This window comes from Atribacter laminatus, assembly GCF_015775515.1.
In the GTDB taxonomy this organism is placed as follows: domain Bacteria; phylum Atribacterota; class Atribacteria; order Atribacterales; family Atribacteraceae; genus Atribacter; species Atribacter laminatus.
Window position 1 is genome coordinate 2,630,509 of sequence record NZ_CP065383.1, and the last position, 25,351, is coordinate 2,655,859.

18 protein-coding genes are annotated in these 25,351 nt (G+C 40.0%); 13 read left to right on the plus strand and 5 right to left on the minus strand.

Features of this window, described 5'->3' with window-relative positions:
• Positions 1-875: 875 nt before the first annotated feature.
• The 4 genes from RT761_RS11805 to RT761_RS11820 all read left to right on the plus strand — a co-directional run bounded on the left by RT761_RS11805 (position 876) and on the right by RT761_RS11820 (position 6,287).
• Positions 876-2,042 carry an IS481 family transposase gene (locus RT761_RS11805; RefSeq protein ID WP_218110800.1) on the plus strand — a complete coding sequence of 389 codons (1,167 nt, stop codon included), beginning with the start codon at positions 876-878 and terminating at the stop codon, positions 2,040-2,042.
• Between the two features lie 326 nt (positions 2,043-2,368).
• Positions 2,369-3,880: a phytoene desaturase family protein gene (locus RT761_RS11810; RefSeq protein ID WP_218111621.1), complete on the plus strand. Its 1,512-nt coding sequence runs from the start codon at positions 2,369-2,371 to the stop codon at positions 3,878-3,880.
• 120 nt (positions 3,881-4,000) lie between these two features.
• Positions 4,001-5,467, plus strand: coding sequence for a four-carbon acid sugar kinase family protein (locus RT761_RS11815; RefSeq protein ID WP_218111622.1), 1,467 nt, complete (start codon positions 4,001-4,003; stop codon positions 5,465-5,467).
• A 289-nt stretch (positions 5,468-5,756) separates the two neighbouring features.
• The gene (locus tag RT761_RS11820; protein WP_218111623.1) at positions 5,757-6,287 is read left to right on the plus strand and encodes a peroxiredoxin family protein; all 531 of its coding nucleotides are present in this window, start codon (positions 5,757-5,759) and stop codon (positions 6,285-6,287) included.
• 117 nt (positions 6,288-6,404) lie between these two features.
• Here RT761_RS11820 and RT761_RS11825 read toward each other — a convergent pair whose 3' ends face one another.
• Together RT761_RS11825 and RT761_RS11830 are read right to left on the minus strand one after the other, a co-directional pair.
• The gene (locus RT761_RS11825; protein ID WP_218111624.1) at positions 6,405-7,649 is read right to left on the minus strand and encodes a SufB/SufD family protein; all 1,245 of its coding nucleotides are present in this window, start codon (positions 7,647-7,649) and stop codon (positions 6,405-6,407) included.
• Positions 7,646-8,398 (minus strand): ABC transporter ATP-binding protein, encoded by a 753-nt coding sequence (locus RT761_RS11830; protein ID WP_218111625.1) that lies wholly within the window; start codon positions 8,396-8,398, stop codon positions 7,646-7,648. Before RT761_RS11830 ends, RT761_RS11825 begins: the two co-directional genes overlap by 4 nt.
• 1,322 nt (positions 8,399-9,720) lie before the next feature.
• On the opposite strand from RT761_RS11830, the gene RT761_RS11835 reads away from it, so the two are divergent.
• The 9 genes from RT761_RS11835 (at position 9,721) to RT761_RS11875 (ending at position 21,714) form a co-directional block, all read left to right on the plus strand.
• Positions 9,721-11,013, plus strand: a complete 1,293-nt coding sequence (locus tag RT761_RS11835; protein ID WP_218111626.1) for an extracellular solute-binding protein — start codon at positions 9,721-9,723, stop codon at positions 11,011-11,013.
• Positions 11,014-11,111: 98 nt separating this feature from the next.
• Positions 11,112-11,987, plus strand: a complete 876-nt coding sequence (locus tag RT761_RS11840) for a carbohydrate ABC transporter permease (protein WP_218111627.1) — start codon at positions 11,112-11,114, stop codon at positions 11,985-11,987.
• On the plus strand, positions 11,984-12,784 hold the full coding sequence (locus tag RT761_RS11845) for a carbohydrate ABC transporter permease (protein WP_218111628.1): 801 nt from the start codon (positions 11,984-11,986) through the stop codon (positions 12,782-12,784). Before RT761_RS11840 ends, RT761_RS11845 begins: the two co-directional genes overlap by 4 nt.
• A 659-nt stretch (positions 12,785-13,443) precedes the next feature.
• Positions 13,444-15,690, plus strand: coding sequence for an FAD-dependent oxidoreductase (locus tag RT761_RS11850; RefSeq protein ID WP_218111629.1), 2,247 nt, complete (start codon positions 13,444-13,446; stop codon positions 15,688-15,690).
• A gap of 412 nt (positions 15,691-16,102) precedes the next feature.
• Positions 16,103-17,128 (plus strand): LacI family DNA-binding transcriptional regulator, encoded by a 1,026-nt coding sequence (locus RT761_RS11855; protein ID WP_218111630.1) that lies wholly within the window; start codon positions 16,103-16,105, stop codon positions 17,126-17,128.
• A 37-nt stretch (positions 17,129-17,165) separates the two neighbouring features.
• Positions 17,166-18,482 (plus strand): hypothetical protein, encoded by a 1,317-nt coding sequence (locus RT761_RS11860; protein WP_218111631.1) that lies wholly within the window; start codon positions 17,166-17,168, stop codon positions 18,480-18,482.
• Between the two features lie 85 nt (positions 18,483-18,567).
• Positions 18,568-19,866: an ABC transporter substrate-binding protein gene (locus RT761_RS11865; RefSeq protein WP_218111632.1), complete on the plus strand. Its 1,299-nt coding sequence runs from the start codon at positions 18,568-18,570 to the stop codon at positions 19,864-19,866.
• Positions 19,867-19,931: 65 nt separating this feature from the next.
• Entirely contained in the window at positions 19,932-20,831 is a 900-nt protein-coding gene (locus RT761_RS11870) for a carbohydrate ABC transporter permease (protein WP_218111633.1), read from the plus strand.
• Positions 20,832-20,886: 55 nt separating this feature from the next.
• Complete coding sequence (locus RT761_RS11875) at positions 20,887-21,714, plus strand: carbohydrate ABC transporter permease (RefSeq protein WP_218111634.1); 828 nt, start codon at positions 20,887-20,889, stop codon at positions 21,712-21,714.
• A gap of 35 nt (positions 21,715-21,749) precedes the next feature.
• On the opposite strand, the gene RT761_RS11880 is transcribed toward RT761_RS11875, so the two are convergent.
• From RT761_RS11880 to RT761_RS11890, 3 genes are all read right to left on the minus strand, one after another.
• Positions 21,750-22,676: an IS4 family transposase gene (locus RT761_RS11880; RefSeq protein WP_218111635.1), complete on the minus strand. Its 927-nt coding sequence runs from the start codon at positions 22,674-22,676 to the stop codon at positions 21,750-21,752.
• A 14-nt stretch (positions 22,677-22,690) separates the two neighbouring features.
• Positions 22,691-23,206 carry a transposase gene (locus RT761_RS11885; RefSeq protein WP_218111636.1) on the minus strand — a complete coding sequence of 172 codons (516 nt, stop codon included), beginning with the start codon at positions 23,204-23,206 and terminating at the stop codon, positions 22,691-22,693.
• Between the two features lie 139 nt (positions 23,207-23,345).
• Positions 23,346-24,698 (minus strand): FAD-dependent oxidoreductase, encoded by a 1,353-nt coding sequence (locus RT761_RS11890; RefSeq protein ID WP_218111637.1) that lies wholly within the window; start codon positions 24,696-24,698, stop codon positions 23,346-23,348.
• Positions 24,699-25,351: the final 653 nt, after the last annotated feature.

The window sequence follows — 25,351 nt, forward strand, 5'->3', positions numbered from 1 at the left end:
CTTAATATGAGTTACCTTTAAAAAATCATTCCGGTATTTTCAGGATAGACTTGTTCCTCATACGGAACAGGTATTTTCAGGATAGACTTTCATGCCATTTTCGTGGCACCAAAATAGAATGAAAATATATACTCAAGAATCAATTTCCCCCTTTAGCAAAGGGGGTGAGGGGGATTTAAATTTTTTCCTGTTCCGTCATTCAGACTGTGTCACAATCCCTTTCACACACCAAGAAGAGCTTGAAAGTGGAGGATACATTCTATTTATCTTCAGTTTTTTGGTTATCTATTCCCAATATTACTGTAAAATATTAACATAAGAGGTGGTAAAAAATTTACAGAATAATTATGACACAGCCTGATTGCGAGGAGCATCCTATGCGACGTGGCAATCTCTGCCACCTAATTTGTCATTCTGAGGAGTCTGGTGTCTTCTCCCGGACGACGTGAGAATCTCATCCTTTTCAATCTTTTCCAAAATTAAAATATAAAAAGATGAGATCCTCACGGCTTCTGAATGAGAAGCCTCAGGATGACGCTGGCTGCGTCAGATGAGATCCTCACGGCTTCTGAATGCGAAGCCTCAGGATGACGGATTAAAGGCACACCCCCCTTTATCCCCCCTCAATGGGGGAATTTATAAGATGGTATTTTCAGGATAGACCTTCATGCTATTTTGCCGCACCAGATGAGGATGAAAACGAGTTGCCCCCTCACCCTGACCCTTTCCCACGAAGGGGCGAGGGAAAAAAGAAAAAAAGAATTCATAGTTCCTTCTCCCTTGATGGGAGGGTATGATCCGGACACATAGGTAACAGAAAGTTCCTGACACATAGGTAACACTTTGTATACTACTGGCATAAGGAGGAATGCCTTATGCCATGGACGGAGGTACACAAAGTGGATCTCAGACAAGAATTGATTTATCGTTATCTCAACAAGGAAAAGGTGACAGATTTGTGTCGAGAATATGGAATCTCTCGAAAAACCGCCTATAAGTTTATTCATCGTTTTCAAGCCTTTGGTTTGGATGGACTTAAAGATCAATCCCGACGTCCTCATCACCTGGCGGGTCAAACTGATGCCCTGACCGAGCAAATGATTCTGGATACCAAATTCAAGCATCCCAGTTGGGGAGCTAAAAAGCTCAAGCCCGCCTTGGAAAGACAGTATCCCGATATTGTCTTTCCAGCAATCAGTACCATCAGTGCCATCTTATCTCGCCATGGACTGGTGAGATCACACCCTCGTCGATTGAGAAGAAGTGTGCCAACCAGTCAACTTCGAACCAGCCATGAACCCAATGAGATCTGGTGTGTCGACTTTAAAGGACAATTTCGAACCCAAGATCGGAAATACTGTTATCCTTTAACCATCACCGATCACTATAGCCGGTATCTCCTTGCCTGTGAAGCTCTTTCCTCTCCCAGCATTCAAGAATCCCTTCCGGTCTTCAAAGAGTGCTTTTCCACATATGGTCTTCCCCAGGTGATCCGCAGTGATAACGGGAGTCCCTTTGCTTCTCTTCACTCTCCCTTTGGACTCACTCAACTCTCGGTGTGGTTAGTGAAACTCGGCATCATCTTAGAGCGCATTGATCCGGGACATCCAGAACAAAATAGCCGTCATGAACGGATGCACCGCACCTTAAAAGAAGAGGCCTGTCAAAAACCAGCCACCAATCTTTTCACCCAACAAGACCGCTTTGAAACCTTTAAAACCATCTATAACACCGTACGACCCCATGAAGCAATCAACCAAGAAACCCCAGCTTCCTGGTACCACAAAAGTGACCGGCCCTATCCAAAAACCTTAAGTGATTGTGAATATCCTCATCATACGCTCACTCGTAAAGTCGATTCCTCAGGACGGATTTCTCTTTATGGCAACCGTCTGATCAGAATCAGTAAAGTCTTTGCTGGTGAACTTCTCGGATTCAAAGACTATACTCATTCCTGGTTAGTTAGTTTCTCTACCTATGATATTGGTATAATTGATAAAAAGACCCTTACTTTTGAATCAACGGAGATTCAAGATGATTAAAAAGTGTTACCTATGTCCTTAGACTAAAGTGTAACCTATGTCCCCGTTCGTACAGAGAAGGTGAGGATGAGGGTGGATTTTTAAACTGTTCACGGTTCACACTTCACAGTTCACGGTATTTTCAGGATAGACCTTCATGCTATTTTGTAGCACCAGATGAGGGATAAAACCTAAGATTCGACATGCCATGGCATGTCGCTCCATGAATCGGGCGTAATAAATTGTCGCCCCTACAATTTTATTTTTTTTTAAGGGCTTAATTTACCATACCCGTGGCTTTACAGAATCGTTCTTATCGAATTTTGATTTTTTTGGAGGGGTCATTCATGAAGAATCAATCCATAATTGTTATTGGAGCAGGATTTGCCGGGCTTTCAGCAGGAATCTATGCTCAAATGAATGGATATCAAAGCCAAATTTTCGAAATGCACAATCTTCCCGGTGGTTTATGTACGGCATGGAAGCGCAAAGGATATACTATCGATGGCTGTGTCCACTGGTTAGTCGGTACTTCACCTCAGAGTGAGATGTATCATTATTGGGAAGAGGTCGGCGTCATGCCAGGACTCAAAATTGTCAATCCAGAAGAGTTTATGCGCTATGAAACCAGCGATGGTCGGACTCTCATTCTCTATAGCGATGTGGATCGATTAGAAAAACATTTACTTGACTTTTCACCACAAGACGCCAAACCAATACAACAATTCATTCAGGGTATTCGGTTATGTATGAAATTCGATCAACCTTCTCCATCTGACCCTTGGTTGACCCGTTTAGGCAAAAAAATGAAGTTAGGATGGTTATATGTTGCCAAAGGGAAAGCTTTCCATGAAATGATGAAGATAAGCACCTATGAGTTTACCCAAGTTTTTAAAGATCCGATTTTAAGAGATGCCTTCCAAGAAATGTGGTTACCAGAATTCTCGATATTTTTCATCCTTTTTACCTTTGGTTTTCTTCACAAGAAAAACGCCGGATATCCTATAGGAGGATCGATGCCCTTGTCACAGGCTATGGCTCAACGATATCTCGACTTGGGCGGTATAATCCATTACCAAAGTCGGGTGAACAAAATTTTAGTTGAAAATAACCAAGCGGTTGGAATTAAATTAGAGGATGGAAGCCAACCTACCGCCGATCGAGTTATTTCTGCTGCTGACGGGTATAGTACCATTTTTAAAATGCTCGATGGAAAATATGTTGACGACGAAATCAAAGAGCGTTATGAGAAATGGCCTCGGTTTCCTGCATTATTATATATCGGCCTGGGAGTAAACCGTTTATTCCCTGATGAGCCACAATCAGTTTCTGGTTTGAGCTTTCCACTTCGTCAACCTACTGAGATTGGAGATGCTGTACAAAGCCGTTTATCAGTTCATCTATTTAATCAAGATCCAACTTTGGCGCCAGCAGGAAAAACCAGTTTAGTTGTCATGATGCCTTCTAATTACCAATATTGGAAAGACTTATCGTCTGATCCTGCCGCCTACCAAGCAAAGAAAGAGCAAATTGGACAAACTATTGTTCATTTGCTGAACCAGCGCTTTCCCGGTATTTCGCAAGATGTCGAAATGGTTGATGTGGCTACCCCTCTGACTTTTGAACGGTACACCGGTAACTGGCAAGGATCATTTGAAGGTTGGCTGATCACTCCCCAAAACACCATGACTGTGCTCAAACCAACGCTTCAGACTCTCTCAGGGTTACAGAATTTCTATATGTGTGGTCAATGGATAGAACCCGGAGGCGGATTGCCCAGTGCAGTGATGTCGGCAAGACGATTGATTCAGACCATATGCAAAGAAGATAAAGAAGAGTTCCATGCTACGGTTAAATAAAAAAGGGGACGAATATTGGAGCTTAGGAATCTTAATTGGGAGCGATGGAATTGAATAAAAAGAAGACAGATCTAAACTGGGAAGGCCAGTATTTTATCTTTCATGGAGCAAAGATTATTGATGAATGATCAGCTCCTTTTAAATGATTTTTTAAACCGTTTTCCTCATTACACTCGCACCGATATTGTATTCATCGATCAGCAATGGAATGATGCCCTGGAAAAAATACCGACGAAAATTATTGTTTTAGATGATGATCCAACTGGCGCACAGGCCGTTGATTCTGTTCCAGTTTACACCCGATGGGGTAGAGATACCTTTCAGCATATAGCCGATTCTTCCGACCCGATCTCTTTTATCTTAACCAACTCACGTTCGCTCTCAAGAGAAGAAACCATAAAGGTTCACAAAAATTTATGTACTAATTTGCGAACAGTTTTCGAAAAAGATCATCAGGATTTCTGGTTAATTTCACGAAGCGACTCAACTTTAAGGGGGCACTATCCTTTAGAAACTGAAGTCATCTATACCGAACTTAAAAAGTGGAAAAACCTTGGCGGAGAAATTCTTATTCCCTTTTTTAGGGAAGGGGGAAGAATAACCGCCAATGATATTCAATATGTTCAAGAAGGTAATGTTCTTAAACCAGTTGGTCAGACCGAGTTTTCCAAAGATACAAATTTTGCATTCCAGGCATCAAATTTAAGAAACTGGATCGAAGAAAAATCAAATTATTCCATTAAGCCTGAACAAATATCGAGTATCTCCTTAGAGTCAATTCGACAAAAGGATTTTAAATCAATAAGTGATCAATTAATAAATTTAGAAAACTTCAATAAACTTATTGTCAATGCTCTTGAATATACCGATCTAAAAGTCCTGGTAATTTCATTAACCGAGGCTTTTCGGCAAGGAAAATCCTTTATTTTTCGGACAGCGGCATCTTTCATTAAAGTATTAAAAAAGGAGAAGCCGAAACCGATTTTGACTCATTATGATTTATTTCCTCAGGAAAAAAAAGCCAAGGCTGGTTTAATAATCATCGGCTCATATGTAAAAAGAACCAATGAACAATTTAGAAAGTTACAAGAAACAAACAATATAAAATTTATTGAATGGGATATATCCAAAGCTCAATCAGCCGATCTTCGTGACCATGAAACTGAAAGAGTGAGTAAAGAAACCGATGAAGCGCTGAAACAAGGCATTGATGTATGTATCTATACCACTCGACCTGATGAACAAGAAGGAATAGCCGGTAAAGAAAAGGAGATTGGGGAAAGTTCAAACGACATATCCGAAGGATTGGTTGCTGTCCTAAAAAAAATTCAAATTATACCTTCCTTTTTCGTTGCAAAAGGAGGATCAACAGCCAGTGATATCGCAACCAAAGGGATGGGTGTAAAGAAAGCCTTCGCTATAGGACAGATTCTTCCTGGTGTACCAGTATGGCTTTTAGAACCAGAAAAACGCTTTAACCAAATGCCATTTATAATCTTTCCTGGAAATGTTGGCGATGAATTGGCTTTGAAAAAGGTCGTTCAAATTTTGAGAAACCAAGAGAATAATGATGATGAAAAAAAATAGTGACCGAAAAAACCAACATTTGTCAAAAGAACAACGTTTCTTTCAGAATCTCAAATCAGTGATATAAAAATAATCTAAAATGTCTCCTCTGTGGGCAGATTTTAATAATTGAAAGCAACGAATTAAAAAAAGTACTATCGAAATTTTTCAATTTTTTTAAACGAATAAGATGCTCATAACGTATAATAATAAAAAGATTCGTTTCACTTTAGTGTTAAATAGTTGATCTCAAAAACGGATTTAATTATTTTTTCAATAATAATCCAAACAATGGATAATAGGAGGAAATATGATGAAAAAATTTTCCCTTTTGATTATGGCTCTCTGTGTAATAATGCTAATAGCAGTAACTGGATGTATGCCAACTCCTCCCACGCCAACTCCTCCCACGCCAACTCCGACTCCAACTCAAACTCCTGGGATGGAGAAAAATTTTACCCTATTGGATTTAAGCGGTCAATCTTTTACTTTAAGTGACCACTTAGGAAAGCCCATTGTTCTTTGCTTTTTTATGTCCAATTGTCCAGCCTGCAAAAGTGAAGTCCCTCACTTGAATTCAATACATCAAAAATACGCTGACAGTGAAGAGCTGATGGTTATCGGGATTGGTATCCGGGCCGGTATCGCTGAATTCGTCCAATCTCAGGGGGTTCAATACCTGGTTCTACAGGATGATGAAGACGAAACGGTATCAGATCTCTACGGTGTGCGGAGTGTCCCTCATAATGTTTTTATCAACCGTCAGGGGAGGATTACTCGTCAAATTTCTCGCTCTCTCTCGGAAAGTGAGCTGGAACAATATATCAACGAAATTTTCTAATAAGGTTAATCATTGAAATAAAGTGAAAAGCCCAGGCATCTTTTGCTCATTTCTTTGATGAGCACCTGGGCTTATTTTTTAAATAATCTTAAAAAGATTGATTACAGCAAGGTTTTTTTACATGAGGTCTTGCGAGGTCATCTTGACAATTTCCTCAATATACTTTTTTAAGGCTGGTGGAACCCCAGGAAGATCAACGTTCAAAAATCCTCTGGTTATCAAGGATAGAGCTTCTTCTTTGCTGAGGCCCCGTGAACGTAAGTAATTAATTGCTTCTTCCTCTATAGGTCCAACCGCTGCTTCATGAGATAAACGACTTTTAGGAGCGCCGTAAACTTCAAGTTCCGGTATCGAAATAATCTCTGAATCGCGGGAAAAAAGTATACCCTTACATTCTAAATGAGCCTGAGCTTCATCATGATAAGAAGCTAATTTACCCCGAGCATATACCTTCGAATGATCGGCAGCACAAACCCGAGAAACCGAATTCCCCCGGCATCCTCGGCTTTTCATAATTAGATTGGAACCGACATCGATAATCGATGACTCTTTCCCAAAAATGATGCTTTGGAAGTTAGCATTGGCATTCTCTCCCTTTAAAATAGCCTTAGGAAAAGTTTGTAGGGAAAGAAGGGGTTTCATAAGCACATAAGTGCTGCTGTAAAATGAATTATCTTCCATTTCCACTACGGTACGGGGACGAACATGGAAATTTTCACCCCAATTATGGATCATAGTAAAGGTTAACTGGGCATTTTTACCAATATAAAATTCACTGACACCGATATGCAAACCGTTTTTATTTCCCTTAACCGAAGCACACCCAGTATTGATGTTAGCTTGAGCTCCCTCTTCGAGGATAATTAAATTATGAACACTCTGCACTCTGGCTTCCTCTGACATCAACAAACAGGCTTGAAGGGGAACATTAATCTGCTGATGAGCAAAGACCCGGATAAAATATCCTTCGGTCTGGCACAATTCGGTATAAGCGGTATATTTATCAAAATCAACCGGGATAAGATTCCAGTAATAATTCCTCACTTCAGGATATTTTTCAATTGCCTGGCTAATACTCATAATTTCTAATTTTCCCTGAAAAGCTTTTTGTATCTTTTCAAAGATGGCGGAACGATCAACCTGAACATAGGTTGCTGCATTACCGGATTCCTGTAGATCAACACCAGCATATAAAGCAGCCTCTTTCATTGATCGGGAAATGCTTTCGATACTTTCGACCTTTTCATGAGGAGAGCATACTGAAAATTCACTCAAGTCAATATCCGGACCTAATGCTGCTTTTTTATTATATGCTGCTTCAGCTTTTTGTTTGATATCGTGAAAATATTCATCTTTTTTCATCGCTCGCACCTCACGCAGGCTTCATATCCATTGAGCTTAATACCGGAAAAAATATCCCTCGGGTTCCCTTGGCAAATTATTTTCCCATCCATTAAAACATGCCCCATTTCAGCATTTATATAATCCAGAATAAACCCGGTATGAGTGATGATTAACCCTGATCGTTTTTTCTTTCTCACTAACTTCCTATCAAAAAGCTCTTGGAGGGCAATTCCTACCAGCGATATGTTATCAAGATCAACACCCGATTCTGGTTCATCGATCATAGAAAACATAGGACGATGCAAAAGAAGTTGAAAAAGCTCAGCCCGCTTTGCTTCTCCTCCAGAAAATCCTTGACCAATACTACGATTTAAAAGAGAACCACAATTTACTTTCTCCGAAACCTCATCAACGGATATTGAGTTTTTATGTTTTTCAACAATTAATTTCCCGAGAGTTTGAAGTTGGACTCCTGGTATAGTCGGCATCTTTTGGAAAGCCATTCCTATCCCCAGTTGGGAACGTTCTTCTACACTCAGAGAAGTTATGTCTTTTTCCTGAAAAATTATTCGCCCATCTAAAATAGTATATCCTGGCATTCCCATGATAGCCATTAATAGAGTTGTTTTTCCAGCTCCATTGGGTCCAAGTAAAATATGAACTTCACCCTCACCAATGGTAAGATTTACGTCTTTCAAAATGATCTCGTTACCTACCTCAACTTTTAAATGTTCAACCTGAAGCATAATTTCACCTGAATTCTCCATAAATAAGTCTCTTTTTTTTCATTATATCATGGAACCGGATCCTTGTTCTTATCAAAATCAATCATTTGAAATTTTTAGTTCAAAGACATTAAATTTTCCAAGTACAATAGGGCATAGGTTCTTACCATTCTGAGTCCAGTTGAGGGGAGAGGTGAAATTAAGACCATAACTCATAACCGGCTGGAATTTTTGGATCGAAAAAATTGTAGAAATTCACTTTTATCATTATAAAGGGCTTCATAAAGATTCTATTGAAGAATTTTATGTTATTGATATTGCTCTCGTATTATGGGAAAATAGAAAAAAGCTTGACTTCTTGGGTTATTTTTGAAGCCGCCTCGTCATAATAAAAGATTGAACACCAATAAATCTATCCTGAAAATACAATCAAATGAATTCCCCCATTGAGGGGGGATGCAAAGGGGTGTGCCTTTCATCAGTCATCCTGAGTGGTGATTTTACGTGTGAGGATCTCATCTTTTAAGTTTTTTCTTCATAAATACTTTAAATGATGAGATTCTTACGTCGTCCGGCAAAAACACCGGACTCCTCAGAATGACTAAGTGGATGGTAGAGATTGCCACGTCGCACAAGACGCTCCTCGCAATGACGGATTTAGATAGGTATTTTCATCCTCATCTGGTGCTGCGAAAGCAGCATGAGGGTCTATCCTGAAAATACTATCAAACAAATTCCCCCATTGAGGGGGGTTAGGGGGGTGTGCCTTTCATCAGTCATCCTGAGTGGTGATTTTACGCGTGAGGATTTCATCTGACGCCGCTGGCGTCATTTTGAGGCTTCGTATTAAGAAGCCGTGAGGATCTCATCTTTTAGGTTCTTTATTTATAAATATTTAAAAAGATGAGATTGCCACGTCGCTGCGCTCCTCGCAATGACGGGGCGGGTTGATGAGATTGCCACGTCGCTGCGCTCCTCGCAATCAGGCTGGGTCACAATCTCTTTCATACACTAAAAAGAGTTTGAAAGTGGAGGATATATTCTATTTATCTTCAGTTTTTTGGTTATTTATTCCCAATATTCCTGTAAAATATTAACCTAAGTGGTGGTAAAAAATTTACAGAATAATTATGACACAGCCTGAATGACGGAGCGGGAAATAATTCAAATCCCCCTAACCCCCTTTGCTAAAGGGGGAAACGATTCCTGGATACCTATTTTCATCCTCATCTGGTGCCACAAAAGTGGCATGACAGTCTATTCCACTAAGGAGGTGATAAGCATATTACTGCTGAAAAATAAAAATAACTGAGGGCTTCATCTTGGTTCCCCAATTTTCCAAAATATTTAAGGAGGTAGAAGAAATGTTTGATTTTTCTCAATCGAAATGGTGTACCAAAAAGACAGCGTTTTTCCTTATGGTTATATTCGTTTTCCTGGTTTTAACCCCTTTGGTTTCAGCGACTACAATTCAATGGTTAGCCCACCCAGTTCATTTCGCTGTAACTGGCGACGGTGAGTTACTCAAGCAATTTCAAGAAAAAACTGGAATTGAAGTTGTACCGGTGCTCTATGGAGTAGACGTCATCATGGAGAAAGCCATGATGGAAATGCTTTCGGGAAGCAGCACCTTTGATGTTATCTCCTTATCCAATACGACTTGGCGTAACGATTTAGGATCGGATGTCTTCCTTGAACTGGATTCCCGCATTTCTGAAATTGAGGATTATGATGATTACGTACCCGGTCTCATCGAAGCTTTCCGAGCTGCAGATGGAAAATTGGTTGCTTTGCCGATCAGATCCGGCGCAGCCATGCTTCATTATCGCGAAGATCTCTATAATGAATTCGGATTAGCCGTGCCAGTAACCATAGATGAATTTGTCAGCAATGCTCAAGCTCTCACCAAGGACACAACCGGAGATGGGGTTGTGGATGTATATGGATACGCTTTCATGGGAAAAGAAGGATCGCAGCTTATTGATGATTTTGAAAGCTGGCTCTATCCCCATGGCGGTGCTTTTTTTGATGGTGAGAAGGTTGTAGTGAATAATGAAGCCGGTGTAGAAGCCGCCGCTTTACTGACCGATCTTCTCAATACCTTTAAGGTCGTTCCCGCCGGAACTCTTTCCTATACCTCCAGTGAAGTCAAAACTGCCATGCAGGAAGGTTTGGCTGCCATGACCACTCTTTGGTGGCAATATAATATTGACTGGAACAAACCAGAGCTTTCTAAAATCGCTGGCAATGCACGAATGGCCAAACTTCCGCAAAAACCCGATAAAGGATTAGGATATGGGCATATGGGTTGCTGGGCAGTGTTTATTGATAAAAACTGCAAAGAAGTCGAGGCTGCTTGGGAATTCATTAAGTTTATCTCCAGTGCCGAGGCCCAAAAATACATGGTCGCTCGTGGAAATGGTCCAACTCGTTTATCGAGCTTCCAGAGTGAGGAATTTATCAATGCAGTAGGACCAGAAGCTGCCGCGATCATTGCCGATGTGTACGCCGTCGGGAAAATGCCTTCTCCTTCTCCAATCTTCCCCGAAGCCCGGGAGACAGTCGCTCGCGAGCTTCATCAAGCATTCACCGGTGCCAAAACCCCCAAACAGGCAATGGATGATGCCGCTAGCGCAATTCAGAAACTCATTCAATAAATTCTAATAATACCATCTCCCACACGGCATTGACCTATGCCGCGTGGGAGATAAATAATTTTAAAATGGAGCTTCAATCTTGCTTTGGAGGCTATTGAATGGCTTCAAGAAAATTTAATAAAAGCGTTCCGTACTTGCTGATCCTTCCTGCTCTCGCTATCATTTTCCCTTTGTTGATTTATCCGGTTTTTTATAACGTCTACCTCAGTTTTTTTTCCTGGAAAGTTCTTCCTCCAACTTTTAATTTTATCAAATTGCAAAATTATCTTGATGTGTTTAATAATCCGGTATTTTGGAATTCGGTGAAAATAACTCTTCAATTCACCGGAATTGTGGTTGGAATCCAATTTGTCCTCGGCTTGGGCTTGGCTTACCTACTTAACGGTCAAAAATTTGCCAAGCAAACCACTCGTTCTATTGTACTCATTCCCTATATCAGTGCCCCTGCCATAATCAGCTTGATCTGGCGTCTCCTCTGGGATCCGGACCTGGGCCAAATTAATCAGATTCTCCGTTTTTTCGGTATAAGAGGGCCGGGGTGGATCGCCGATCCGGCTACCTCGCTTTTTTCGGTCACCGTAACTGAAATTTGGAGGGGGATTCCTTTTGTCATTTTGGTCCTTCTCGCCGGTCTTCAGGCTTTACCTGATGAACCCTATGACGCCGCTAAAGTTGATGGAGCATCGTCGGTACAAATATTTTTTCTCATTACTGTACCGCTTTTAAAAACCATTATCTGGATTGTTCTTCTTTTTCAAACTATTTTCACCCTTCGGGCTTTCGATATCATCTGGGTCTTAACCGGTGGGGGACCGGGTGGTTCAACCCAAACTCTCAGCATCATGATTTATCGAACGATGTTCCGGTTCTGGGATGGTGGGACATCTTCAACTCTTTCGGTGATCATTCTTATCCTCACCCTGCTGATTAGTTTTGTTTTCTTCCGATATTTGTATAAGGAGATGGAAGTATGAGCCGAAAAATAGAAGGCATCATTATTATCCTGGTTATTCTCTTTATTGCACCGGTCATTCAAATGGTCTTGATGTCTTTCAAACAACCTTTAAACTTGTTTTCAACTTTTTTGTTTTTTAAGCCTACTGGTGCCAATTATATTGATCTGTTCAGCCGGCTCAATCTCACCTACTTTTTTAAAAATAGTATCATTATCGCCTCAGGGACGGCAGTATTATCGGTCATTTTAGGGGCAGTTGCTGCCTATAGTTTCGCCCGATACAATTTTCCGATGCGAAAATTCCTCCTCTTTATGGTCCTCTTTTCTCGAATGCTTCCACCGGTAGCGGGTGTGGTCCCACTTTTTTTAGTCATGAGGAAACTGGGTTTCACCGATACCTATGGAGGGATCATTCTTTTATATACTGCCTTTCAAACCCCCTTTGTCATTTGGATGATGCGAGGCTTTTTTCTGTCCATTCCGAGAGAACTGGAAGAAGCAGCGGTTATAGATGGGTGTTCGCGACTGACTGCTTTTTTACGAATCACGCTTCCTCTCAGTCGGCCAGGTTTAGCGGCGACTTCGATTTTTGCTTTTACCCTCTCATGGAATGAATTTCTCTTTGCCTTAATATTCACCGGTACCAATACGAAAACTATACCAGTCGCAGTACCAGAGCTGATCGGTGAAATGGGTATCTTCTGGGGTCAAATTTGTGCGGCAGGAACCCTGGCGGTCCTGCCAATTTTTATCTTCTCATTTTTAGCTCAAAAACAACTCATCAGCGGTCTTACTTTTGGAGCCGTAAAAGGGTAGACCATTATACCGTTTCGCGGCACTAGATGAGGATGAAAAAACCGAGGGGGAGTATTGGCGGAAAGCACCGAGGGATCGAGGTGGTGTAATCTTTCATTCCTTCTTCCTTGATGGGAGAAGGTTAGGATGAGGGTGAAAAGCCTGGGCTAAGATCCCGGTTAGGCGTTTTTAAATTGAGCCAGGAAGAGATAATCTGGTTCCCCCCTCACCTTAATCCTCTCCCACCAGGGGAGAGGAAAACAAAAAAATTAACAAAAGGATTATAAAAAAGTTAGAAAAAAGCTATCTCAAGAAAAAAGCTAAGGGGTCTATGGGAAAAAAAGATAAAGGATCTCATCTTTTAATGTTATGGAATTTGGTAATCGTGGAACTGTGAAACGGAAAAAGATGAGATTCTCACGTCGCAAAATACGCTCCTCAGAATGACTGATTGGGTGGAGGAGATTGCCACGTCGTCTAACTAAAAGACAGTTAGCCTCCTCGCAATGACGGATTTAGATAGGGATTTTCATCATCATCTGGTGTTGCAAAGCAACATGGATGTCTATCCTTTTGCATTTTTTTATTTTTTAATTTTTTTCAAACGCTTAGACAGCAATTACGGTTTTTGCAAAGCAAAAATTATAATATTGTAAAGAAGAATGACTAAGGAGGTTTTCATGAGCGAACAATATGATCTCATCGTCGTCGGAGGAGGTTTGGCCGGAACCTGTGCTGCTATCGCTGCTGCACGCTTGGGATGTCGAGTTGCCTTGGTCCAAAATCGTCCAGTACTTGGCGGAAATTCCAGCAGCGAAATTCGCGTTCCAGTTGGGGGAGCTTGCGATTTCAACCCCTGGGCAAGAGAAACTGGCCTACTGGAAGAGTTTTTTTTAGAGGATCGCTTTCAGGATACTGCACGAATCTGGACCGGTCATGGATCTTCAACCTGGGACTATACCTTATATAAAGCTGCGGCCAATGAAAAAAATCTTGACCTTTATATCGATACACCAGCTCAGAAGGTTCTGATGTCGAAAACCAATCCAAAATTGATTGATTCAATCGTATGCTATGAAAACGGATCAGAAAAAGAGATCGTTCTTAAAGGTCGTTTGTTTATCGATGCCACTGGAGATGGCGTGATCGCCTACCAGGCAGGAGCGGAATTCCGGATGGGAAGGGAAGCGAGAAGTGAATTTAAAGAAAGTTTAGCACCAGAAAAAGCCGACAGCTATACTCAGGGGAGTAGCTTACTCTTCCATGCGAGAGATGTCGGTTTCCCAGTTCCATTTACCCCACCGGATTGGGTTCCCCAACTCTCCAGCGATGAAGACTTAGCTTTTCGCACCCATCATGATGTTGAAGCTGGCTATTGGTGGATCGAAATTGGAAATCCTCCTTATCATACCATAGCAGATCATGCAAATATCCGAAAGGAACTCATTAAAATGGTCCTGGCGGTTTGGAACCACATAAAAAATCACGACGACCATCAAGCTGACCACTTGGTTCTCAATTGGATTGGAATGGTCCCTGGAAAACGAGAGTCGAGAAGGATTATGGGTGATTATATTATGAAAGAAAAAGATGTCACTTATGGATCTTTATTTGATGACCGAGTAGCCTACGGGGGATGGTTTGTCGATATTCACACTCCAGGAGGCATTCTTGCAAAAGATTTACCTCCTGAACCGTCGTTTCCAGGAAAATCAGAAGAAATTGGAAAACGGCAAGCTACCGTTTACAGTATTCCATTTCGATCGCTTTATTCCAAAGACATTCCCAACCTGATGATGGCAGGAAGGGATATTAGTGTTACCCATGTCGCTCTAGGAACCACTCGTTTGATGGGCACTTGTTCGACCATTGGCCAGGCAGCTGGCACCGCCGCTTATTTGTGTACCAAATATTCTCTTCAACCTCGAGAACTGTATCCGGAGAAAATCCACGAACTCCAACAGCTTCTCCTCAAACAGGATGGTTTCATCCCTCAAATAAAGAATAGCGATCCGAAAGACTTAGCTCAGGATGCCGAAATCACCGCATCAAGTTCAGCCAAGCTCCAATTTGCCCAAGGCGATTTGGCGACCGAGTATGACCACCCCCGGCAGCGGACGATATCAATGACTGGGCTTGAAGTTGAAAGAGCCTTGATTTTTCCAATAACTTCCGACCACATTGACTCAATTGATCTCTATGTCGAATCCCATCTCTCCGAGCCGGTTGAAATAGAGGTTACTCTTAAAAAAGCCAAGCATATTTGGGATTACGATGGATCGGAAGGAATTCTCACAAAACAAAAAGTGAGTGCACCTGCTAATGGTGTTTCCTGGGTGAAGGTCCCCATCAATCTTTCAGTGGATCTGAAATCTTTTTATATTATCACTGCCCGTTCACAAGCCGGTATCTTTTGGAGATATCATAAAATACCACCGGTAGGAACGGCATCTTTATCAAAAGAAAAAAATAAATGGACTTCAACCAAAGGAGCATATACCATTAGGATTTATCCCGAAGTCTTCCCCTACGAAGCAGAAAATATCCTCAGTGGAGTGAGTCGTCCAGAAAACTGGACCAATATCTGGATTTCCGATCCCTCTCAAGGTATGCCACAAACGGTAACGTTGGAATTTCCAGTCGAAACCAGTTTCAATACGGTTTACCTGACTTTCGATACCAATCTTACTCAAACCCATATGTCCACGCCACCTCTCTATCGTTTTCCTGAGTGTGTCAAAGACTATGCCTTGTTTTATGATGCTCAGGGTACCTGGAAGGAAATCATCCACTGCCATGACAATTACCAAAGGAGAAGAATCCATCGGTTTTCACCTATCACAACTCAAAAACTCCAAATCGAGGTCTACGCTACCCAAGGGGAACCTTCAGCGCGGATTTACGAAATACGGGTGTATAACGAATAGAGATTGCTTTTGAGCCCATTCAAAGCACTTTATCCTTAAAAATACACTTCAATTATTATTATTTTTTAAAAAGGAGGGGCTAGTTTTTTTAAATGAATAATCATACTACTTTCCAATGATTTTCTATGAAGATTTACTAATTGAAAATTTTTAGCGTATCACTCATTGATTTAAGAACTCAAAAAATTCATTTTTTTAAAGACATTAATTATATAAAAAGCAAAACGTTTTGTGTTTTATAACCTTCATTAAAAAATTACATCCCTCCATTATAAATTACAATAAAATGCTTGGTTATTATTGCTTTTAGTACTCAATATTCGAATATGTTTTATCTATTTTTTTTCTAAATCTAAAATTATGAATTGACAAATGCAAAACGTTTTGTATATATTATTTGAAGGAGGGTTTCATGGTTACTATACGTGATATCGCCAAAGATGCAGGAGTGTCAATTACAACTGTATCTCATGCATTAAGTAACAAAAGAGCAGTCAGTAATAAGACGCGAGAAAGAATATTTCATTCGATCGAAAAGTTAGGTTACAAACCAAACGCCTTAGCACAAAGTCTTAAAACCAAAAAAACCAATACAGTTGGCTTGATAATTCCTCATAAGAGTAAGTATTTCGTAGAAAATTATACCTTTATTGATTTAATACCCAAATTATTAGAAAATCTCATTTTCAATAATTATTACCTTTTAATTTATAAGGACTACCAAGACTATAATCCGATAATGAGTTATGAATTTCTTATAAAAGAAAATCGAGTAGATGGATTTATTTTGGTTGATCCAAAACATAATGACTTAAGGATTCAGTATTTATTAAAACAAAAAAAACCTTTTGTTATTTTCGGAAGATCACCTGAATATCCTGAGATTCCTTCTGTTGATGTTGACAATATTAATGGAATTTTTAAAGCAACCGAATTTTTAATACGAAAAGGGCATAAAAAAATTGCTTATGTCGGAGTTTCTCCCAATTATATTTATGCCGAAGATCGCTTGGAAGGTTACAAAAAAGCTCTAAAACATTATAACCTTCCTGAAGATTCTCAGCTAATTTATCTCAATCCAACTTATGACGAAAACGCTGGTTACTGGGGTATTAAGGATGTTTATGATCATTGCCAGTCGATAACTGCAGTTGTCTGTCCGAGCGATCAAATTGCCATAGGGGTTATCAAGGGTTTAAAAGAAAAAAGCCTAACTATTCCTAACGATGTATCAGTGATTGGATACGACGACTCTTTGTTGGCCTCTTACTTTTATCCACCCTTAAGCACTGTTCGACAACCAATTGATACCCTCTCAAGTCTTCTCGTTCAAGAAATAATCAACTTGGTAGAACAAAAAAATCCCAAACAGGTTCAGCATCATATTTTAGAAACTCAATTAATTGAAAGAGGTACAACAAAGTCGATAATTAATTGAAATTAATTAAAAATAAATTTTTAAAGAAGGTGTTTAAATGAAAGCATATGAAACTCAGCTTGAGTTCTCCGGAGCAAAGGGTCATGCAGTTATTGTTGAATTCGACAAACCCTGGAGATTGGTTTTTTGGTCAAAAGCCCAGTACGTAGCCTGTTGGGACGTCGGTAATGGTGTCTGGTTTACACCAGAATGGCTTGAAACAAACAGCCCAGAAGATCATCATTGCTATGAACCAATAATGGACAAACAGTTGAAATATAGTCGAATCGAAATCCTAAAATCCGGTCCGGCAAGAGCACGAGTTCACTGGCATTATGCTTGTTGTAACGTAAGATATCAAGTTTTCAATGGGAATACCACTGCTGATGAATATTATACTGTTTATCCTAATGGAGTTGCCGTCCGAAAATTGGTAGCTTGGCCTGGGAATGAAAGTGACTTTGGAGGAAATCCCAATTTTTGGCAAGTCCTGGAATGGATTCTAGTCAATGGAAAGGGAACAACTCCTGATGAGGTTTTAAATGCCCAAGAAGCGTGGACTCTCCAAAATTCTGAGGGAAAGAAAATCAGCCTCCCATGGCCGTTACCAACCAATCCCAACAATGACGGAACTCGTCCTCTTTGTTCTGTTTTTCCGGAAATAAGTGATTGGAATGAGTATATCGGTCGAGTTCATGTCAAAGATCGTCCAAATCCCTATGTAATTTTTGTCAAGGACAAAAGAATTTTTCCTTTCCAACCTTGTGTCGCCTGTGGAAAAAACCACCCCTACTTTGGTCTCTTTGATGGTGCTAATAATATTTATAAGCACTGGCCAGCTACTGACATGGAAGATTTCATTTTAGCTGCTAAAGCAAATGAAAACATCAAGGATATCGCCACTCATTCCTGTATCGTCGATTGCAACTATACTTCAATTCCTGCAGATCGACCTCATCGCCCAACTTCCTGGTTATTCCTTACTGGGGCAACAAATGAACCTACCTCGTCTTTAGTCAATCTTCTTAAATCTTGGTATAACCCAGCTGTTATTCAAACTGGATTTGAAAGTCATGGGAACCTTCCTGGAATGAGTCAAGGACAAATTATTTATGAAGGATATGCATTCTCTGAAATGGCTTATCGATTCAGAAAATATGGAGATGACCGAATTCAATTTCGAATGTTCCCAAAAGAATCAGTTATCAACCCAGTATTCATTATCAGTAACTGGAAAACCCCTGACGTTAAAGTTCGATTAAATGGTGAAACACTTAGTCCAGAGCTCTATCGCAGTCAAATTGAAGGAGATGATTTGGTCGTCTGGGTTGAGAAGGTGATTACCCAAACAACTGAATTTCTATTAGAAAGTTAATTTTATCTGAGTAAAAAATGGGTTTCATGTAATGGTTTAGATAGGGAATGGAATCCATCGTATTAAATTAAAAGGAGGTATTTAAATGAAAAGTCGTTTAACCGCATCTATTTTAATCTTTTCACTGGTAGTTTTTATGGCTTTTAGTTTAATCACTGTTGTTGGTGCTCAGCAGATTACGCTTTCTTTGTGGGATCAACGTAACGATTCAAGAGAACAAGAAGCAATTAAATACATTATTGATATCTTTGAAAAAGAACACCCCAATGTTAAAATAAGCCGTCGGGTTATGCCCAATTTAGAAGCAGATCAAATGGTCAGAATGGCATTTGCTGGCGGAACCCCACCGGATATTTCTGAATCAGAAGATCCCTATACCATGATTGAAACTTTTAAGCAAGGAAAATTGTTGGATCTCACTGAGTGGTATGAAAAATACGGTGATCGTTATCCCCAGTCAGCAAAATCAGCTATGTCATTTGAGGGAAGATATGTCGCTGTTCCAATGATCGGATTTACTACTGAAGCAGTTTTTTATAATAAGAAACTTTTTAATGAAATGGGGTTAACCGAACCTACAGAATACGCAGAGCTTTATAATATCTTTGAAACAGCGAAGGGTAAGAATTATATCCCCATTGCATTAGGAGCTAATGAAGGCTGGCCGGCACAACATATTTATCAGCATTTTCTCAACCAGACCGTTAGCGCTGAGGCAATCAATAATATGATCGATCGAAGGGATCCCAATCAAGGACCAAAATGGACAGATCCCGGTTGGCTAAAAGCTGCTGAGTATTTTGACGATCTTCGTACAAAAGAATTTTTCTCACCAGGTGCTGCCATGAATAGTATGGATATGGCAAAAATGGAGCAATTCGGTGATCGGGCACTATTTTTATTCACTGGCAACTGGTACACCTCTTATGATATGCCTCCCGACTATGAATGGGGTTTCTTTTGGTTCCCACGCATTAAAGGAGAATATGGTTTTGATCGAGATGATCAATTAGTAGATTTCTTTGCTAACTTACAAATTAGTAAAACCACTCAATATCCGGAGCTTTGTCTGGAATTCTTAGAAACCTGGACTCGACCAGAAGTGATGTATAACTCTTGGTTCAAAATTGCTAACAACCTACCCATAGTCATTGGATCAGCTCCAGACGAAGAATTGGATGAATTTCAAAATGCACAATTAGACATTGTTGAAACCAATACTGGTACCTATCGCTTTATGGATGTCTGGAGCCCACCAGCGGTTGGTTTTGGAGCACTTTATAATGATATGACCGCATTAACAGCTGGGCAAATCACCCCACAAGAAATGTGCGAACATATGGAAAAGATTCATGTAGAAGAATTACAAAAACTCATGCAATAACAAAAAGAATAAGCTGGAGATTCAAATCTCCAGCTTATTCTTGACTACCCAGGAGGGAGGGTATAATGAATTCAAAAAGAGTTTCTTTCTGGTCAGGACCTTGTTATTTTATCCTGCCCGCTCTAGTGATTTATATATTATTCATGATTGTCCCTTTCATGGGAACTATTAGTTTATCTTTAACCCGATGGGATGGTATTAGTTTTGATACGATCCGATACATTGGATTTCAAAATTACCGTGAAATGTACACAGATAATGTATTTTGGTTAGCCCTAAAAAATAACCTCTTTTTTGTTGTTTCTGCGGTTGGATTCCAGTGCATTTTAGGATTAATTGTTGCTTTACTTTTGGAGCAAAAGAAGCTATTCCTGGGAAATTTTCTTCGTGGCAGCTATTTCATCCCTGCTATTCTATCTCAAATAATTATTGGTTTATTATTTGAAACAATTCTCAACCCATCATTAGGCGTACTTGATACACTTTTAAGAAAAATAGGCCTTGAACAACTTACTGGTTTAGGACTATGGCTTTCAAGCTCTCAAAAAGCGCTTTGGTTATTAATCTTAATTGAAATATGGTATGGATTTGGATGGAGTATGTTTATATTTATTTCCCGACTCAAAATGATTGATCCCCAAATTTATGAAGCCTGTGAGATTGATGGTGCCAATACATTTCAAAAAAACATCTTTATTACAATACCAATGCTGAAAAGCGTAGCTCCAGTAGCTATACTTTTTGCCACAATGTGGGCAATGAAAGTATTTACCATTCCCTATGTCATCACCAAGGGAGGACCAAATCACGGAACAGAAGTTCTTGCAACCTGGGCTTTTTCTCATGGAATCTCCTATCAGCATGTCGGATATGGTAGTGCTATTTCAGTTATTCTCCTCATTTTTGGAATGGTATTAGGAATACTGATTTTTAAATTTACCGGAATGGGGCAGAGCAAAGCGTGAAAATAACCAACAGATTTTTAGTAATTTTAAGGATGTTTGAAAGGAAAGAATGAACATGTATAAAAAAGATATGATTAGCAGAGGAATCACTTATTTTGTTCTTATTGTTCTTTTTATCATGGTTGCCTATCCGCTTTTCTGGACCTTATCCACTTCTCTTAGAGAAAACTGGGATATTTTTAGAAACCCAATAAGTTTACCAACTCAACCTACTTTTCAAAATTACCAAAAAGTCTGGACCTTAGGAAGGTTTGGATCTTACTTTTTTAATAGTATCATAATTACCATAGTGTCTTTACTTGGCGTGCTCTTTCTTTCAGCTGCTGCTGGATATGGGTTTGCTCGATACCGTTTCAAAGGCTCAAACGGTCTTTTTTTCCTATTTATGCTTAGTTTAGTTATCGTCCCTTCTTCAATTATGATAGCTCAATATCGAGTGATTACCTTTTTTGGACTATTAAATACTTTAACTGGTATTATTCTGGTTTATTTAAGCTGGACGGCTTACGGGATTATAATGTTTCGACAAGCTTTTTCGGATATACCTGAGGATATTATTGATGCTGCAGTTATTGACGGATGTAAAGAATACCAAATATTTTACCGAATAGCTTTTCCACTCCTAAGACCTACTATTGCTACCGTTGCAATTTTTACTTTTGTTTGGATATGGAATGATTTTATTTGGCCTTTAATTTTACTTCAAGATCCCAGCAAGGAAACAATAACTCTTGGAATAATGACTCAAAGAGGACAATATCTTTCTGACTGGGCAGTTCTCACGGCAGGGCTATCAATCGGTTTCTTGCCGGTTTTAATTTTATATTTCCTTTTCCAAAAACAATTCATACAAGGAATCACCATGGGATCACTAAAGGAATAATTAAGTTTGAAGTAAAATATTAATAATTTACCTTCTCAACTTTCGCAGTTCAATAATAGCACTTTTTCTCTCAACCATGCTGGAAGACTATTTACAAAATAGATGAGTAGCTCTTTGACTTTTTCTTCTGAAAGGACAAGAATCTGTTTGATGGTCGTCTTCAGGAGCTCAAGAAGAAGAGTGAGTGCTTCCATAAGAGTGATATCCTGAATTTCATCATAGCAGGCATAGAAAAGCTCGCCAAAGGTTCGGGGATCGGTGTTTCTCCGGGCAATAACCGCGAGCATGATATAGCGGATAAAGACGATACTGGTATGGGATACCAGAGCATCATAGGATCGAACCTGAAATTCCCGAGTGAGTTTCAAGACCGATTTCACCATCTTGAAGAAAACCTCGATATCCCAGCGTTTCCCATAGAGGGTGACGATCTCGTCTTCAGAAAGAGACAGATCAGTTGAAAGCAGTGCCAACCATTGAGATTTTTGTTTTTCACTTCGGACAAAGACAATCCGAGCTAAAAGTGGTTTCCCAGTGAGATTGAGATTCACGACACCCGATCCAATGATATTGCCGTGTGGTCTTTTCTGAATTCTGGTGAAAAGAGAGGAAAGAGAAAGAACTTTTCCACCAAAAGAATAGTAAATTTTTGGGGTGTTTTTGAGCATGCACACCACTGATAATCCGCGAAGAGCACATTTGCGGATGAGGGCTGGAAAACTGAACCAACTATCAAAAAGAATAGTTGAGACCAAAGGACAGTGTTTTAAGGCTCCATCCAGTAGGTTGAAGAAGACTTCTGGAGTTTTTTCTTGGGATTCTTTCCGAAGGTGAGCTCTTTTGCTCCGCCCATCAACGGAGGCATCCATGGGACAGAGCTGGTTTTCTTTGCGGTGAGAACTTAACAATGAAAAAGCAAAGGGAATGAAGGTAGCACCATCGGTGAGTCCTAAAGTGAGCATTCTGAAACCCACGACTAAAATCGTCCTTGGGTGTGATCATAGAATCGAGAGAGCCCTTCAACTTTCAAGCTCCGAGGTCGTTCATAGGGGGAATCATCCACCACCCAGGTGTAGCGTTTCAAACTGGTAAAAGGAAGGAGCGCTTCAGAGACTACTTTGGTACTCAAAAGAAAGAGCAATTTTCGCCAGCTCCCACTGGTCTTGTGGAGGAAACGGTAAAGAGTGTCTTTCTTTCCTTGGAAAAGGGGATGTCGAGATTGGAGAAGACCAGCAACGTTTTTCTGAGTAAAGACTAGGAGAAAGATCATCTGAAAGACGTCTTTGACTGGGAACCCTTTCTTTTTGTTCATATGGCATTTTCGAAACAGTTGGTTCACTTTAAACTCCTTCATAAAGGAGGAAAACATGGGTAACAAGGTCCTTTCATTTTTCAAATTTTCTGGTAGGATAGTCATGAAGACACCTCTCTCTTTGTGGTGATTGGTTTTTTTCCTTAAGTCAATTCTACCAGAAAGGAGGGGTGTTTTCATTAAAAAACCCTTTAAAATCAAGGTTTTTCAGCATTTATTTTAGTGCGAAAGTTGAGTTACCTTCTTTTAACTTTTTGAGAATTAATAAGAAATTCGTATAATGCGTGCCTAGTGGAAATATTCAGGCACGCATTATTTTTTATAAAATTGCTCCTTGATCTTTTAAAGTTCTCTGCAAAACATCTACCGGAACCTTCCGAAGAGAAGAGCACTCCTCTTGAATAGTTAAAGCGCTTGCCACTCCGGCTGCTTGACCGATTGCCATACAGGGTGCCATCACTCGGAAGGATGCCATGGCCTCATGGGTTGCTGATATGGAACGACCGGCAACCAGAATATTTTCTAGTTCCTGAGGTAACAAACAACGGTAGGGAATACCGTATTCACCTTGATCCTCGACATATTGAAAATAGGAATCGATCCGATCCTGCTTGTGAACATCGATTGGATATCCACACCAGGCGATGGTGTCTTGGTATTTTTTGCCCAAAAGAATGTCTTCCTTGTTTAAAGAATAGTCGCCAATAATCCGCCGTGATTCTCGGATCCCTATTTTTACCGGAGTGAAAGAGAGATGAGCATTTTCGAATCCAGGAACATGTTGACGTAGGAATTGAAAAATTTGATGAGCTTCACGTCGTGCCGAGATCTCTGCCCAGGAGAGAGCAGCGGGGTCAAGTGAATCGGCGATGATTTTTATGGTGTTGATAAACATTTCTCCTTGATAGAGGCACATCAACCAGGCACGATGGTCAGCAATTCCATCGAAGAGGCCTTCTTTTTCAATTATTTGTCGCCAAGGTTTAAATTGAGTTGTGATATGAAAAATTGGGGCAAAATTAGAATTGGGATCGTAATGGGGATTCACTACGATCTCCTCGTCGGTTAATTGAAAAGCTTTTTGACTGTCGATGCCATTTATTTTAAAAATCATCGTCATTGGTTGACAGTTCCCCGAATCATCTCCCAATTCAAACTCCATTCCGGCTTTTGCAATAATATCAGCGTCTCCAGTACAATCGATAATAATTTTCCCCTCTAAATAAAAACGACCACCCTTACTCTCAAAAAAAACTCCTTTGACCTGATTATTCTTTAACACAGGATCAATAGCTAAGCAACGGTGAAGAATCTCAACCTTTTGCTCCAAAAGAAGTTCCTGGGCGGCAATTTTCACTTTTTCCGGATCAATAGGGGTAATGGTTTTCATATGTCCATGTTGGAGTGGAACATGCCCTGGTGTACCTCCCAGTTTTTTTAGATAATCGACGAACAACTGGGCAAATCCACCAATGATTTGTTCACCCTTCATATTATGGAAAGTCAATATCGGTAGGCCAGAAGTTGCCATTCCTCCTAAAAATCCATACTGCTCCAAAAGAACAACTTTTACCCCTAAGAGCGCAGCAGAGTATGCAGCAGCAATACCTGCAGGACCACCACCACAAACAATAACATCATAAGATCCATAAGGTTCAACTTGGGTTTTCATTCTTTTCCGAACCGTAAATATCAGCTCCTTTTTTTAAATTATGCTTATTATAATTCATGATAATTCAGGAGATAGTCAAAATTTTTTTTGTCTTTTTCTATTTCTTTTAATATCCTTTTCCTTGGTGGGAAAGGCATAGGTGAGTGGGAACGTCATTTTTTGCCTTTATCTCTATTTTAAAACATCAAACCTGGTTTTCAAACGTAACTTTCACCCTCATCCTGACCTTCTCCCATCAAGGGAGAAGGAACTTTGAGTCGTCATTGCCAGACCTGGTTTTTTGAAGTCGTGGCAGTCTCTTGAGTCATCTTTTATTATGTTTGGAATTGGAATAAATGAGATACTTATCATGTCCGGTTAAAAACGCCACCCTGCTCAGAATAAAAGAATGGATAAATGAGATTGCCACGTCGCCAAACCTAAGAACGGTTGGGCTTCTCGCAATGACGGAGCAGGAAAAAGTTCAAAGCCCCCTAAACACCTTTTTTTAAAGGAGGAAACGATTCCTGGATACCAATTTTCATCCTCATCTGGTGCTGAGAAAGCAGCATGAGGGTCTATCTTGAAAACCAACGGGCATGATACATTGTGCCCATTCTTTTATTAATGTAGCGGCATGCCATGGCATGCCGAATCCTTAGGTTTTCATCCTC

Coding starts and splice junctions, on each gene's coding strand:
- RT761_RS11805 (WP_218110800.1), top strand. CDS start 876: ATGCCATGGACGGAGGTACACAAAGTGGATCTCAGACAAGAATTGATT.
- RT761_RS11810 (WP_218111621.1), top strand. CDS start 2,369: ATGAAGAATCAATCCATAATTGTTATTGGAGCAGGATTTGCCGGGCTT.
- RT761_RS11815 (WP_218111622.1), top strand. CDS start 4,001: ATGAATGATCAGCTCCTTTTAAATGATTTTTTAAACCGTTTTCCTCAT.
- RT761_RS11820 (WP_218111623.1), top strand. CDS start 5,757: ATGATGAAAAAATTTTCCCTTTTGATTATGGCTCTCTGTGTAATAATG.
- RT761_RS11825 (WP_218111624.1), bottom strand. CDS start 7,649: ATGAAAAAAGATGAATATTTTCACGATATCAAACAAAAAGCTGAAGCA.
- RT761_RS11830 (WP_218111625.1), bottom strand. CDS start 8,398: ATGGAGAATTCAGGTGAAATTATGCTTCAGGTTGAACATTTAAAAGTT.
- RT761_RS11835 (WP_218111626.1), top strand. CDS start 9,721: ATGTTTGATTTTTCTCAATCGAAATGGTGTACCAAAAAGACAGCGTTT.
- RT761_RS11840 (WP_218111627.1), top strand. CDS start 11,112: ATGGCTTCAAGAAAATTTAATAAAAGCGTTCCGTACTTGCTGATCCTT.
- RT761_RS11845 (WP_218111628.1), top strand. CDS start 11,984: ATGAGCCGAAAAATAGAAGGCATCATTATTATCCTGGTTATTCTCTTT.
- RT761_RS11850 (WP_218111629.1), top strand. CDS start 13,444: ATGAGCGAACAATATGATCTCATCGTCGTCGGAGGAGGTTTGGCCGGA.
- RT761_RS11855 (WP_218111630.1), top strand. CDS start 16,103: ATGGTTACTATACGTGATATCGCCAAAGATGCAGGAGTGTCAATTACA.
- RT761_RS11860 (WP_218111631.1), top strand. CDS start 17,166: ATGAAAGCATATGAAACTCAGCTTGAGTTCTCCGGAGCAAAGGGTCAT.
- RT761_RS11865 (WP_218111632.1), top strand. CDS start 18,568: ATGAAAAGTCGTTTAACCGCATCTATTTTAATCTTTTCACTGGTAGTT.
- RT761_RS11870 (WP_218111633.1), top strand. CDS start 19,932: ATGAATTCAAAAAGAGTTTCTTTCTGGTCAGGACCTTGTTATTTTATC.
- RT761_RS11875 (WP_218111634.1), top strand. CDS start 20,887: ATGTATAAAAAAGATATGATTAGCAGAGGAATCACTTATTTTGTTCTT.
- RT761_RS11880 (WP_218111635.1), bottom strand. CDS start 22,676: ATGCTCACTTTAGGACTCACCGATGGTGCTACCTTCATTCCCTTTGCT.
- RT761_RS11885 (WP_218111636.1), bottom strand. CDS start 23,206: ATGAAAACACCCCTCCTTTCTGGTAGAATTGACTTAAGGAAAAAAACC.
- RT761_RS11890 (WP_218111637.1), bottom strand. CDS start 24,698: ATGAAAACCCAAGTTGAACCTTATGGATCTTATGATGTTATTGTTTGT.